The following is a 12436-nucleotide window of genomic DNA, read 5'->3' as shown; positions in this document are numbered from 1 at the left end:
GACCCGCGTCAGTCCGCGTCGAACTGCGACAAATTCTCCGTGACGACAGTCACGGTTGGCTCGTCGGCCACGTCGTCCGTCGCGACTGCGACGTCGAGTTCACACAGACACCCGTGGTCGAGTTCTTGCGCCAGTATCGCATCGACAGTATCGAGTTCTTTCACCGCCCCGAGGACGAGGCGAACCGGCGTCCCGTGGGTGACGACCACGACCGTCTCGTCGTCGTGCAGTGAGCCGACGAGTCCATCGAACGCCGTGACGACGCGGCGGCGCGCCTCGACGAGACTTTCCCCGCTCGGGGGTCGCTCTCGCGTCGCCGGAACGCCGACATCTCTGAGCGCGTACTGCGGGTACTTCGCAAAGACGCCTCTGGCGTCGAGTCCCTGAAGCGACCCTGCGTCGCGGTCGCGCCACGCTGGGTCGAACGCTGGTTCGACACCGACCGCGTCGGCGACGAACTGTGCCGTCTCGCGTGCGCGTTCGATGTCCGAGGTGACGATACGGTCGACGCCGTATGCCCGTTCGACGTGGCGTGCGAGCGCGTCTGCTTGTCGCCGTCCGTCGTCGGACAGCGAAACGGGTGCCCACCCCTGCACACGCCCCTCGCGGTACCACGTCGTCTCGCCGCTCCGGGCGAGAAGAAGGGTTGCCATGTTTCCGTCTCTCGTCGCACCCGCAATGAACGTTCCGCGCGAGATTCACGGTGCTGGCCGACGAAGATGTCTCTATGACGCGTGAACTGACTACGAGCATCGAAATCGACGCGCCGCCCGAGCGGGTGTGGGACGTACTCGTCGGTTTCGACCACTACCACGAGTGGAATCCCTTCATGCGCGTCGCGGGCCGAGTCAACGAGGGCGCGACGCTGACCGTTCATCTCATGCCGCCGGGCGAGCGCGAATCGGTGTTCGAACCCGACGTGACGCACTGTGAGAAACACCGGGAATTCAGGTGGCTCGGCCACCTTCTCGTTCCCGGCCTCTTCGACGGCGAACATCGGTTCCACCTCGAATCGCTCGATGGCGGCGAGCGAACGCGGTTCGAACACGCAGAACAGTTCTCCGGCATCCTCGCCGGAGTTATCCTCTGGCGTATCGGCGACCAGACGCGCGAGGGGTTCGAAGCGATGAACGAGGCGTTGAAGGTACGCGTCGAAGGGCTCGTCGAGGCTGAAGAGCGAGAGGCGACCGAGTCAGCCTGAAAAGATTAGTCCAGCGAGTCGCCGCAGACCCGGCAAGAGTCACGGCCGGGGTCTTCCAGCGACTGGCAGTTCGAACAGGTGACGAGCCACACCAACGCGGGAAATGATAGACGGGGGTTAGTTTCCAGTCCAGCGTAAGAGCGCGAGCGTCCCCTCGAAGAGGACAATCATCGTCGCGCCGACGATGATTGGTGCCATCCCGGTCGGGTCGGGGCTGACGAGGAACGCAAGCCCGAGGAACGCGCCCCAGAAGAGGAGGCGGCGGTCTTCGAGCCACTGTCGCGTGACCAAGTTCATCATGATGGCCAACTGGACGAACAGCGGAATCTGGAAGACGATTGCCATGTAGCCCATCAGGATGAGGATGAGGTTGAACGTCTCTTTCAGGCCGAATGCGATGACCGCCGTCCCCTCAGTGTACGAGGTGAAGTACGCGAAGATAGCCGGGAGGACGACGAAGTGAGCGAACGTGACGCCGATGATAGCGAGGACGAGGCTCGTCGGGACAGCCGCGAGGTAGTACTTGCGCTCCTTGGGGAACAGCCCGGGGCGCATGAACAGATACGTCTCGTAGACGAACACCGGAAGCCCGATGACCGTCCCAGCGAGACCCGCGACTTTGAGTTTGGTGAGGATGAGTTCGAGCGGGCCGTAGAGGCGCGGGCGACGGTCTGCCATCTCGGCCGCCGAGGGGATGTGCGTGTTCCAGAGGAAGTTGATGACGTCCGTCGCACTCGGCAGGCCGGTATTGACGTACGCGTTGAGCATGTCCGCGCCAGGGAACAACAGGAGTGTGATGGTCCCAGCGACCGCGAAGACGACCGCCAACCGACGAATCATCTCCTCGATGTGGTCGGTCAGCGGCATCTCCTGGTCGCTCTCGGGCGCGGAGCCCATCACGCCGTCGTCGACAAGACTGTCGGCTTCGGGGCTCGGCACCGGCGAGTCCCCCTCTGCGTAGGGGAGTTCGGACGAATCGACCGGGTCGTCACCGCCGGGAGCCGTTTCCGCGTCGATTGCAGTGGGCGTCTCGATGTCGTCGCCCGAGTCGTCCTCGATTTCAGCGTCTGAATCTGTCTCAGATTCGGGGACCATCCGAGACACGTTGCTCGGGACCGACTCCGTGTCGTCGTCTTCGGAATCGGCGTCCGAATCGGAGTCGGCGTCCGGTTCGGTGTCCACGTCGCTGTCGGAGTCAGAGTCCACGTCAGCGTCGTCCGCGTCAGTGTCTGAGCCCGACTCCGACGCCGACTCTGCCTCTACGTCGGCGTCAGCGTCCGGTTCAGCTTCGGCGTCAACGTCAGCCTCGGCGTCTGCATCGGTCTCGGCGACAGCACCGCGTTCTGTCTCGTCAGACGCGTCGCTCTCCGTCTCGTCGCGTGATTCCACGCGGCCGTAGACGAACCCGCTTTCCGTCGACTCCTCGCCGTCGCCGTCGGCTGTGTCGTCCGAAGGTTCCGAGTCGGCATCGACGATGTCGTCCGACGCGTCGGCCTCGTCGTCGTCCGGAGACCGTTCCGCGTCGCGCGCCTCGTCCGCCATTCAGGTGACCTACGCTTCCGGCTTGTTATAGGTCTTTTCGGATTGGGCCGTCGGAACGCGTCGAGACCCCCGACTGTGACGGGTTCGGTGAAAAAGATTGATAACCGCCAGACTGCTTTCGCCACGTAGGTATGTCCAGCGCCCTCGACGACGACACCCAACAGGCACTCGCCGCAGGCCGTGAGACCGCGGGTGCGATGCTTCGAGCGGCGCAAAAAGACCTCCAGAAAGTCTTCATCGTCTTCCTCATCGGCTTTCTGGGGACGTTCTACGCCCTCCGACTGTACGTCTGGGACTTCTTCAAAGGCGTCACGGTCGCCCAGATGGACGCGTCAACCGAGGGAGTCCTCGAAATCATCGCACAGACGCCGTTCGACGTCATCCTCCTCCAGGCGAAAATCGGGCTCGTCGTGGGCATCATCATGGCACTCCCGCCGTTTATTTACTTCGCGAGGGACGCGCTGAAAGCCCGCGGCGCGTGGCCGAAGTCACCCGTCGCGCCGTGGAAACTAGTCCTCATCGGCCTGACGATGGTCGTGTTGTTCGCGGCGGGCGTCGCCTACGGCTACTTCGTGTTCTTCCCGTTCACGTTCGCATTCCTGGCGAAGAACGCCTTCTCCGCGGGGTTCACGCCGACCTACTCCATCGTGAAGTGGTCACAGTTCATCTTCCTGCTCACGCTCTCGTTCGGTCTCGCCAGCCAACTTCCGCTGGCGATGACCGGCCTGTCGTACGCCGAAATCGTCCGCTACGAGACCTTCCGCGACAAGTGGCGGCACGCCGTCGTCGGCATCTTCGCGTTCGGCGCGTTGTTCACCCCGCCGGACCCATTCACGCAGATTATGTGGGCCGTGCCGGTGATTTCGCTCTACGGCTTCAGCCTCTATCTCGCCAAGGTCGTCGTCACGGCCAAGCGCGGCAGCGAGAAGATGGACCTCAAGTCGACCGCAACGTCGCACTGGAACCTGCTCGCCGGGATCGGCGTGGTCGCAGGGCTGCTCGTCTACGCTTTCTACGAGTACGGCGGCGTCGAACTCGCGAACGCCAGCCTCGACGCGGCGGGCAGCGATTACGTGTTCTACGACGCCGGGTCGCAACTCGTCTTGGGTGCGTTCGTCGTCGCTGGCGGTCTCGTCGGCCTTGTCTTCGCCCTCGGGTACTTCGTCTACCGCGACATCGAACGCCTCGAACGCACCGAGGTCGGCGTCGGTGACCCGACGAAACTCGACCTCTCGGCACTCGACGCCAACGGCGTCCGCGCGGCACCACCCGAGGTCTTCGTCGACCTCGAAGAAGACGACGCGATGGCGCTCGCGTCCGCCGCTATCGACGACGACGACACGGAGAAGGCACAGGCCATCCTCGACCGCTTCGACGAGGCGGAGGCCGACAGAGAGGCCACCGAATCCGACGAGGAAGAGTCCAGCGAACTCGAAGAGCGGACGACTCGCGCTGGCGGCGCGTTCTTCTCAGAGCTTACTGACGGCGAAACCGACGAGGACGATATCGGTGGCTACTACACCGACATCGCGTTCATCGTCGAGTCGCTCACCTCGCGAGCGTTCTGGCTGGTCGGGTGGTTCATGCTCGTCCTCGCGGGCACGTTCGGCTGGCTCTACACTGGTGGTATCCGGGACGTGTACGAGGACTTCCTCAGCCGTCTTCCCGCCGCAGTGACGCCCGAAGAGGTGCTGAACGTCGTCGCCCTCCACCCGATGGAGGCGCTCATCTTCGAGGTGAAGTTCTCGACGATTCTGGCCGCGATGGCGACGGTCCCGCTGCTTGCGTACTTCGCGTGGCCCGCACTCCGCGAACGAAACGTCATTCACCAGCGCCGTCGCAGCGTCTTCCTGTGGACGGGCGCGCTCACCGGCGGACTCCTCGGTGGCTTCGCGCTTGGCTACAGCTACATCGCGCCGACGGTCATCACGTTCCTCGTCGAGGACGCCATCGCGGCGAACATGATTGTCGCCTACCGCATCACGAACTTCTTCTGGCTCATCTTCTTCACGACGGCCGGTATCGGCCTCCTCGCCGACGTGCCGATTCTGATGATACTCCTGAACACGGCCGGTATCACCTACGAGACGATGCGGAGCCGCTGGCGCGAGGTGACGGTCCTCATCCTCTCGCTGTCGGCAGTCTTCACGCCCGCGAGCATCACGACGATGTTCATGGTGACGATTCCGCTGATGGCCGCCTACGGCATCGGTCTCGGAATCTTGTTCGTGGTAACACTCGGTGGGCGACGGAACCTCGCTCCCGCACGCGGCGCGGCAGAGTAGGCCGCCGTCAAATTTTCTTGTCAAAATCTGCTGTCAGGAAGGTTCTCAGGGCTGAGAGCCGTTGAAAAGGCGTAAGTATTATCGTAATAATCCTCAGGTATGGCCAAGATAAGCGTCGAGATACCCGACGAGTTGCTCACGGACTTAGACGAGCACGTCGGCGACGACAAGAAGTTCGTGAATCGAAGCGACGCGGTTCGAGCGTCGATTCGGAAGACACTGGACCTCCTCGACCAGATCGACGACCGCCACAATCGACTCGCAGAAGATGAGTGACGGGCGTCTGAACGTCGGACAGGTCGCACTCATTGGGCTGTTCGTCACGGCCCTGACGACCGCGCAGTTGACCGCGTCGAAGGTGCTGGCGATTCCCCTCCCGTCGGCACTCGGCGAGTTGCCGGTCGTGGGTGCGTCGATTATCATGCCCGGTGCGGCACTGGCGTACGCAGTCACCTTCTTCGCGTCCGACTGCTACTCGGAACTGTACGGTCGCCGCCCGGCACAAGTGATGGTCAACGTCGGCTTCGCGATGAACTTCATCCTGCTCGGTCTCGTCTGGAGTACTATCGCGGCCCCCGCCGCCAACCCAGAGTTCGCCGGGAAGTTCGCCGACGTGCTCGGGTCGGGGACGAACATCATCGCTGGCAGCCTCCTCGCGTACATCGTCAGTCAGAACTGGGACGTCATCGTCTTCCACAGCATCCGCGACCTGACCGACGGGTCGTTCCTGTGGCTCCGCAACATCGTCTCGACGGCGACGAGTCAGGCTATCGACACCGTCATCTTCGTCGGTGTCGCGTTCTACGTCGCCCCGACGGTTCTCGGAATCGGGCAGGCACTCCCACAGAACGTCCTCCTCGCGCTTATCGCGGGACAGTACCTCTTGAAACTCCTCATCGCACTGGTCGATACGCCGTTCGTCTACGCCGTCGTCGCCCTCCTCGGCGACGGTGCCAAGGCTGAAGACGACGGCTGGGTCGCCGACTGAGTCTGAGAATCGTCGCGCGCCTTATCTCTTTTGGTATCATACCACACACCATGGCCGGTGAGCAGCGGGTGCGTCTCAACGAAATAGACGCTATGGAGATGGGGATACGCTGTCCGAACTGCAAGACGTACACGTCGTTTGGGGACATTCTCGCAACGGGACAGTGCCGAGGGGTGGAGTGTACGACCGGACTCGAACTCGAACTCGTAATCAGCGAGTAGTCGAGAGAGGCAGTCCGACGCGAGCACCGAGAGAAGCGAAGAGAAAACGAGAGCTGGTGCGTTGCGGTCTAGACTCTGCCGAGAGGACTGTCCGGTTCAGTCGTCGACGCGCTCTGCAAAGGCGAACCGCGGCTTCACGTCCGTGATGCGAACCAGCGGCGTCTCGCCCGTTTCGGTCCCGGGGACGAACACGGTGAAGTCTTCGACTTTGGCGATGCCGTCGCCCTCGCTGCCGACGTCGACGATTTCGACTTCGACTTCGTCGCCCTTTCGGACGGGCGCGGTGAGGAAGTGCTTGCCGACGAGGTACTGCTCGGACGAACTGTCACGGGAGGCGTCGGGGCGAATCGACCGGACGTACTGGAACTCCGGTTCCATGTCGGCGCGGAAGTCCGCGAGGTCCTGTCCGTCGAACACCTTCACGGCGAAGTCGCCGCCGGTCGCGAGCAGTTCCTGTGCGACTTCGAACGCCTGCCGAGCGAGATAGATAGAGCGGGCGTGGTCCAGCGAGTACTCGCCGGTCATGTTCGGAGCCATGTCAGAGACGACGGCGTCAGCGCCCTGCTCACCGACGATGTCCTTCAGTTTCTCCTTCGTGTCGTCTTCGGTCATGTCACCGCGAACCGTCTCGACGTTGTGGTGGTCGATGTCGCGGATTCGCTGGAGGTCGACACCGACGACTTTCCCGTGGTCGCCGACCTTCTCGGAGGCGACTTGGAGCCACCCACCGGGGGCGGCACCGAGGTCGACGACCGTGTTGCCGGGACCGAACAGTCCCGTCTCGCTGTCGAGTTGTTTGAGCTTGTAGGCCGAGCGAGCGCGATAGCCCTCTTGTTTGGCCTTGTTGTAGTAGTGGTCTTTTCGTGCCATGGTTATCTCAGTGCACCCCTCAGTCGGTCTCGAACGTCGGAATCGTGCGAAATGTCGCTCATATCGGTATCGACGGCGTCAGCGCTGAAAGGGGTGCCGACTCGGGACCGTACGAACACGGCGCGGTCGATTCGAAAGCGGTTGTTCGGCCGGGAGTCGGCGAGAGCCGCTTACGGAAGCGGCACCCATGCCGACCCAGGGAAGACGCCGACGAGCGCAAGCACGCCGATGACGAACGACGTGACGACGATACTCGCCGCAGGCGGGTCGAGGTGGGTGTCGGCGTGTGCGTAGAAGATTCGTTGTGTGACCTCGCCGAAGAAGCCACCGAGCGCCCCGAAGACCGCACCGAGAAGCAGCGCCTCCGAAAGCGGGAGTGCGTTAGCGACCGCAGTGGGCGTCAGCGAGCCGAGCGGACTTCCGACAGCCGCGAGGACGGCAGTACTGGCGGGAAGCGACATGTGATGTGTCACAGGAATCTTCGGGGTGCCGGCGTTGATGTAGACGAGCGCGACGACACTGAGTCCAAACGCGAGAAACGCGCTCCCGGTCAGATACGCGATGTAGGCAGCGAAGATGCCGACGACGGCACCGAGTCCGACCACGTCGGCCCAGCGGTACTGATACGGAAGCCACGGTTCGACCGCGAATCGGCCGGTGTCCGACGTGTGCTCGCTGTCGACGTGGCCGCCGTCGGTCTGTGCGCTGTGTCTCGGCTCGCCGCGTTCGAACGGTGACATATCCATCAATCGGTCGGGAACAGTGCCGATGAGGCTGTACCCGAAGACGAGACGGTGGGCCAACGCCGAGACGACGACGGCGAGTGCGACAGGGTCGGTTGGGAGACCGAGCGTCCCAGCGAGGGTCGCAACCCAGTAGCCGAAGATACCGAAGACGCCGCCGACGAACAGCACGTCGGGAGCGCTGCCGAGTCCGCGAGTGACATCTTTCGCGGGGTGGTACTCGGAGTCGAAGTCGAGGGGCTCGTGCTTCGCCGCGTAGGCAACTGCCGCCGCCCCGCCGCCGAAAGCAACGTGGGGACCGAACACGACGCCCAAGCCGACTGCACCCGTGAGGTCGACAGCAGCGAACCCCACGTCGGTCGTCCGCCGGACGAGACCGTAGAGTTCGCCGATGACGACGACGAGACCTGCGAGCGTGAACGATGGAAGTGCGCCGATGGCAGCACCGAACGCGCCGCCTGCGAATGCCGCGAGCACCATTTCGAGTGCCCAGAGCTCTGCAATCGCCACGCTACTGTGTCGTATCCGCCGAGTCGAGGTCGTCGAATAGGGCGGTCACGCGACCCGCGATATCGTCGCGAATCTCGCGCACCGTGTCGAGGTCTTGGCCGTGTGGGTCGTCGAGCGCCCAGTCGTGCACCTCGACGCCAGCACTGGTGTCGAGTTCGAGCGTCGAACACCCCATCGTGGCGACGATGTCGCACGATTCGAGCGCCTCGGTGGAGACGGCCTGCGGTTCGCGGTCGCCGAGGTCGAACTCTTCCTCGCGCATCACGTCGACGACCACGTCGTGGACGTCGTCGGCGGGATGAGTACCGCCAGTGAGAATTTCCACGTCGTCGTCGAGGCCACGGCGTTCGCGCTCGCGTTCGGCGAAGGCGGTCGCCATCTGGCTGCGCCCGGCGTTCTGGACGCAGACGAACGCGACGCGTGTCGGGTCGTCGCTCATCGGTCGACACCTCCGTCGTCGTCGACGAGTTCGTCGAACAACGCCAACACCCGAGATTCGATGTCGTCGCGAATCGCCCGGACCTCGTCGGGGTCGCGGCCGTCGGGGTCGTCGAGGTCCCAGTCGCGGGCGTCACCGCGCCACGTCATCGGGCAGATTCCCTCTGCCGAACAGCCCATCGTCACGACGATGTCCACGTCCATAATCTCGTCTTGCGAGATGGCTCGCGGCGTCTCGTCGGCGAGGTCGAACCCCTTCTCACCCATCACGTCGACGACCTCGTCGTGGACGTGGTCGGCCGGGTCGGTCCCGCCAGTGACGATGTCGATGCGGCCGTCGAGGTCGCGGGCGGCCTGTTCGCGCCGGGCGAACGCGGTGGCCATCTGACTTCGGCCGGCGTTCTGGACGCAGACGAACGCGACGCGTGTCGGGTCGGTCGGAGTCGCATCGCTCATTCGTCGTCACCTCGTTCGGCGTCGAGAGCGGAGACGAGGCGCTCTGCGAGTGCTGTCGACTGGTAGTAGCGCCACGTTCCCTCCTTACGCCGGGTGACGAGTCCCGCATCTGTGAGGTCGGAAAGCGCGTGACTGACGGCACTCTCACTCACGTCGACGAGTGGCGTAATCTCGCAGACACAGAGTTCGTCGGCGGCGGTGAGCAAGCGAACGACCTGGTAGCGCGTGTCGTTTCCGAGCGCTTTCATCGCCGCCAAGTCGGCGTCGTAGTCACTCGGAACGTGCGTGACAAGCTCCGAGAGTCGGTCGAGGCGCGCTTCGACGTCGGCGTCACAACACGACCCGACTTCGTCTTCGATGAGGTTTCGGAGTCTCGTGGACTCGGACATACCTGAATGATTGAACAGCTGTTCATATGAATGGGCCGGAAAGTTAGCTGTCACGAATAGACAGCAAATAATCAATTCGGGAGAGAAGTTATGATTTAGCGACTGTTCTAGTCGAGAGGGTATGAACGGCGTACGTTCGGCGACAACTCCCGACGAGCGGCCGCGACTAGACCAGCGGCCACAACTGGACCGACGGCCGCAACTGGACCAGCGGCCACAGAGTGTACTCGGCGGATGATTCTAGCCGAACTCTTCATCGTGGCGTACTTCGTCTCCGGTGGTGTCGAGTTCCTGCTCGCCGGAATCTCCTTTCGCTACCGCGACTCGGCGGCGTCCTGGTGGTTCGTCGTCCTCACCACCCTGAGCGGGCTGTGGGCGCTTTTCGTCGGCGTCGCGACGCTCGGGTACGCACCGTGGATAACGACGACGGCGACAGCGGCCGGTCTCGTCCTGAGTTCAGCACTGCCCGTCGTATGGGTCCTCTTCGTCGGGGAATACCTCGGCCTGCGACTCACTCAGCGCACCACTGTCGTCGCCGGTCTGTGTAGCGTTCCCATCGTGACCATCGCCGCAGTACTGACGAACCCAGTGTTCGAAGTTGCCTGGACCGACGTGTCCGTCGTCTCTCGGCAGGGCCTCTCCATCGCGACGTTCTCCTTCACGCCGTGGATACTCGTCCAGTACCTCTACACGAACCTCGTCTTTCTCGGCGGTATCGTCGTCATCCTCGGGTCGGTTCGAAATTACGAACACATCTACGAACGACAGGCGGTGGCGATGCTCCTCGGTGCACTCATCCCACTGGCCGCTGGAGCCGTCGCGTTCACCGATGTCCCGCCTATCGAGGGGCTGGAATATATCCCGATGGTACTCGGCCTCAGCGGTCTCTGTTTCGCGTACGCACTCTTCGAGTCACGCTTCCTCGAAGTGGACCCGTCCCACCGACGCATCGGCGAGGAAAAAGTCATCGAGGGGTTCGAAGACGGCGTCGTCGTCGTCGACAAGCGAGGATGCGTCCTCAGCCTCAACGGCCAGGCGGCGGCGCTCTTCGACGTCGATCAGCGGACGGCGTTCGGCAAGCCGCTCGAAGCAGTCGTCCCGGACTTCCCCCACCGTGAGTTGGGACACACAAACTACGTCGGAAACGACGGCCGCCGGTACGATGTCGTTCGCTCGGCGTTCGAAGACCGGCACGGCAGACGCATCGGCGAGTCGTTCGTCTTCCGCGACGTGACGCTGCGTGAAGTCCAGAGACAGCGGTTGGAGGTGCTGAACCGCGCCCTCCGACACAACGTCCGCAACGAGATGAACGTGGTCACCGGCTACGCCGAACTCATCGCGGAGGACGCGGAGACGAGCGAACGCTCACGAACATTTGCGACGCAGATTCACGAGGCTTCGACACGGCTCGTGTCGCTGAGTAAAAAGGCCCGGACCGTCGAGACGGTCTTGACCGAAGACGACGCAGCCGTCACGGACGTTTCGATTCGAACCGTTGCCGAAGAGAGTGCACAGACGGTTCGCACCCAATACGAAGACGTCGACGTGACCGTGACCGTCTCACCGGAGATTAGCGTGAAGACAGACCGCCAGATACTGAGCGCAGTCCTCGACGAACTCGTCGAAAACGCCGTCGTCCACCACAGCGACGGCGACGTGCCGCAGGTAGTGATACGGGCGACCATCGACACGACCACAGAGTCCAGAGAACTCGTAATCGAAGTCGAAGACAACGGTGACGGAATCCCAGAAGGCGAACGGCACGTCATCGACAGCGGAACCGAAGACGACCTCCGTCACGGAAGCGGCGTCGGGCTGTGGCTGGTCCGGTGGGGGATGACGATACTCGGGGGAGACATCACCTTCGACGAGCCGGCCGAGGGGGCGCTCGTCCGGCTTCGGATTCCGCTCGGCGCTGACGCACACACGCGGGGAGGCGTGCGGGAAGAACATACCGTTGCAAATCAGGAGTATTTTTAAGACCGCTGTCGTACGACGGCACATATGTTCAAGGCCATCGTGAGTGCCGCGACGCTCCGGGACGCGCTCGATTCGGTGAGCGTGCTCGTCGACGAGTGTAAGATTCGACTCAACGAGGAGGGCCTCGCCATCCGCGCCGTCGACCCCGCAAACGTCGGTATGGTCGACCTCTCGCTCGACGCGTCTGCGTTCGAGTCCTACGAAGCCGACGGCGGCGTCATCGGCGTCAACCTCTCGCGTCTCGAAGAAGTCGCAGGCATGGCAGGTGCCGGCGACCTCGTCCACCTCACGCTCGACGAGGAGACTCGGAAGCTCAACATCCGTATCGACGGACTCTCCTACACCCTCGCGCTCATCGACCCCGATTCCATCCGTCAGGAACCGGACATCCCGGACCTCGACCTTCCCGCGAACATCGTCCTCGAAGGCGCGCACCTCGACCGCGGTATCAAGGCGGCCGACATGGTCTCTGACCACATCCGCCTCCGCGTCGACGACACCGAAGAGACGTTCCACATCGAAGCAGAGGGCGACACCGACGACGTCGACCTCTCGCTTCCCCCGGCAGACCTCATCGCTATCGAAGCGGGCGCGGCCGACTCGCTGTTCTCGCTCGATTACCTCAAGGACATGAACAAGGCGATTCCGTCCGACGCAGAGGTCACCGTCGAACTCGGCGAAGAGTTCCCGGTCAAGCTTCACTACCAGATTGCCGAAGGGATGGGCGAAATTACCTACATGCTCGCCCCGCGTATCCAGAGCGACTAACCGAGCGTCCCACCACTTTTCTGCGGCATCGACACTCGTGAGCGA

The 12436-nt window shown here is 63.2% G+C and carries 13 protein-coding genes; 6 read left to right on the top strand and 7 right to left on the bottom strand.

The window, feature by feature from the left end; genetic code table 11:
• Positions 1–8 precede the first annotated feature (8 nt).
• Entirely contained in the window at positions 9–653 is a 645-nt protein-coding gene (locus C453_RS03090) for a histidine phosphatase family protein (RefSeq protein WP_008322647.1), read from the bottom strand.
• Positions 654–727: 74 nt separating this feature from the next.
• Here C453_RS03090 and C453_RS03085 point away from each other — a divergent pair, with 74 nt between their 5' ends.
• On the top strand, positions 728–1201 hold the full coding sequence (locus C453_RS03085; RefSeq protein ID WP_049907520.1) for an SRPBCC domain-containing protein: 474 nt from the start codon (positions 728–730) through the stop codon (positions 1199–1201).
• Positions 1202–1318: 117 nt separating this feature from the next.
• On the opposite strand, the gene C453_RS03080 is transcribed toward C453_RS03085, so the two are convergent.
• The gene (locus C453_RS03080) at positions 1319–2743 is read right to left on the bottom strand and encodes a twin-arginine translocase subunit TatC (protein ID WP_008322645.1); all 1425 of its coding nucleotides are present in this window, start codon (positions 2741–2743) and stop codon (positions 1319–1321) included.
• A gap of 131 nt (positions 2744–2874) precedes the next feature.
• On the opposite strand from C453_RS03080, the gene tatC reads away from it, so the two are divergent.
• The 3 genes from tatC (at position 2875) to C453_RS03065 (ending at position 6016) form a co-directional block, all read left to right on the top strand.
• Positions 2875–5028 carry a twin-arginine translocase subunit TatC gene (gene tatC, locus C453_RS03075; RefSeq protein ID WP_008322644.1) on the top strand — a complete coding sequence of 718 codons (2154 nt, stop codon included), beginning with the start codon at positions 2875–2877 and terminating at the stop codon, positions 5026–5028.
• A 99-nt stretch (positions 5029–5127) separates the two neighbouring features.
• Positions 5128–5304, top strand: a complete 177-nt coding sequence (locus tag C453_RS03070) for a ribbon-helix-helix domain-containing protein (RefSeq protein ID WP_007544261.1) — start codon at positions 5128–5130, stop codon at positions 5302–5304.
• Positions 5297–6016, top strand: a complete 720-nt coding sequence (locus tag C453_RS03065) for a queuosine precursor transporter (RefSeq protein ID WP_008322643.1) — start codon at positions 5297–5299, stop codon at positions 6014–6016. Before C453_RS03070 ends, C453_RS03065 begins: the two co-directional genes overlap by 8 nt.
• Before the next feature lie 317 nt (positions 6017–6333).
• On the opposite strand, the gene C453_RS03060 is transcribed toward C453_RS03065, so the two are convergent.
• The 5 genes from C453_RS03060 to C453_RS03040 all read right to left on the bottom strand — a co-directional run bounded on the left by C453_RS03060 (position 6334) and on the right by C453_RS03040 (position 9643).
• The gene (locus C453_RS03060) at positions 6334–7107 is read right to left on the bottom strand and encodes a 23S rRNA (uridine(2552)-2'-O)-methyltransferase (RefSeq protein ID WP_008322641.1); all 774 of its coding nucleotides are present in this window, start codon (positions 7105–7107) and stop codon (positions 6334–6336) included.
• A gap of 170 nt (positions 7108–7277) precedes the next feature.
• Positions 7278–8360, bottom strand: coding sequence for a hypothetical protein (locus C453_RS03055; RefSeq protein WP_008322640.1), 1083 nt, complete (start codon positions 8358–8360; stop codon positions 7278–7280).
• A gap of 1 nt (position 8361) precedes the next feature.
• Positions 8362–8799, bottom strand: a complete 438-nt coding sequence (locus tag C453_RS03050) for an arsenate reductase/protein-tyrosine-phosphatase family protein (protein ID WP_008322639.1) — start codon at positions 8797–8799, stop codon at positions 8362–8364.
• Positions 8796–9254, bottom strand: coding sequence for an arsenate-mycothiol transferase ArsC (locus C453_RS03045; protein WP_008322638.1), 459 nt, complete (start codon positions 9252–9254; stop codon positions 8796–8798). The genes C453_RS03050 and C453_RS03045 overlap by 4 nt, the downstream gene beginning before the upstream one ends.
• Positions 9251–9643, bottom strand: a complete 393-nt coding sequence (locus C453_RS03040; RefSeq protein WP_008322637.1) for an ArsR/SmtB family transcription factor — start codon at positions 9641–9643, stop codon at positions 9251–9253. Before C453_RS03040 ends, C453_RS03045 begins: the two co-directional genes overlap by 4 nt.
• A gap of 234 nt (positions 9644–9877) precedes the next feature.
• Between C453_RS03040 and C453_RS03035 the strand changes: the two genes are divergently transcribed.
• Together C453_RS03035 and C453_RS03030 are read left to right on the top strand one after the other, a co-directional pair.
• The gene (locus tag C453_RS03035) at positions 9878–11623 is read left to right on the top strand and encodes a histidine kinase N-terminal 7TM domain-containing protein (protein WP_008322636.1); all 1746 of its coding nucleotides are present in this window, start codon (positions 9878–9880) and stop codon (positions 11621–11623) included.
• A 24-nt stretch (positions 11624–11647) separates the two neighbouring features.
• Positions 11648–12391: a DNA polymerase sliding clamp gene (locus C453_RS03030; protein ID WP_008322635.1), complete on the top strand. Its 744-nt coding sequence runs from the start codon at positions 11648–11650 to the stop codon at positions 12389–12391.
• The last annotated feature ends 45 nt before the right edge of the window (positions 12392–12436 follow it).

Source organism: Haloferax elongans ATCC BAA-1513, assembly GCF_000336755.1.
GTDB lineage: Archaea > Halobacteriota > Halobacteria > Halobacteriales > Haloferacaceae > Haloferax > Haloferax elongans.
This window is presented reverse-complemented; position numbering and strand designations above follow the sequence as displayed.

Bases quoted from the DNA above. Each gene is read 5' to 3' on its own strand.
- tatC (WP_008322644.1), top strand. From the start codon at position 2,875: ATGTCCAGCGCCCTCGACGACGACACCCAACAGGCACTCGCCGCAGGC.
- C453_RS03090 (WP_008322647.1), bottom strand. From the start codon at position 653: ATGGCAACCCTTCTTCTCGCCCGGAGCGGCGAGACGACGTGGTACCGC.
- C453_RS03035 (WP_008322636.1), top strand. From the start codon at position 9,878: ATGATTCTAGCCGAACTCTTCATCGTGGCGTACTTCGTCTCCGGTGGT.
- C453_RS03045 (WP_008322638.1), bottom strand. From the start codon at position 9,254: ATGAGCGATGCGACTCCGACCGACCCGACACGCGTCGCGTTCGTCTGC.
- C453_RS03070 (WP_007544261.1), top strand. From the start codon at position 5,128: ATGGCCAAGATAAGCGTCGAGATACCCGACGAGTTGCTCACGGACTTA.
- C453_RS03050 (WP_008322639.1), bottom strand. From the start codon at position 8,799: ATGAGCGACGACCCGACACGCGTCGCGTTCGTCTGCGTCCAGAACGCC.
- C453_RS03065 (WP_008322643.1), top strand. From the start codon at position 5,297: ATGAGTGACGGGCGTCTGAACGTCGGACAGGTCGCACTCATTGGGCTG.
- C453_RS03085 (WP_049907520.1), top strand. From the start codon at position 728: ATGACGCGTGAACTGACTACGAGCATCGAAATCGACGCGCCGCCCGAG.
- C453_RS03080 (WP_008322645.1), bottom strand. From the start codon at position 2,743: ATGGCGGACGAGGCGCGCGACGCGGAACGGTCTCCGGACGACGACGAG.
- C453_RS03060 (WP_008322641.1), bottom strand. From the start codon at position 7,107: ATGGCACGAAAAGACCACTACTACAACAAGGCCAAACAAGAGGGCTAT.
- C453_RS03040 (WP_008322637.1), bottom strand. From the start codon at position 9,643: ATGTCCGAGTCCACGAGACTCCGAAACCTCATCGAAGACGAAGTCGGG.
- C453_RS03030 (WP_008322635.1), top strand. From the start codon at position 11,648: ATGTTCAAGGCCATCGTGAGTGCCGCGACGCTCCGGGACGCGCTCGAT.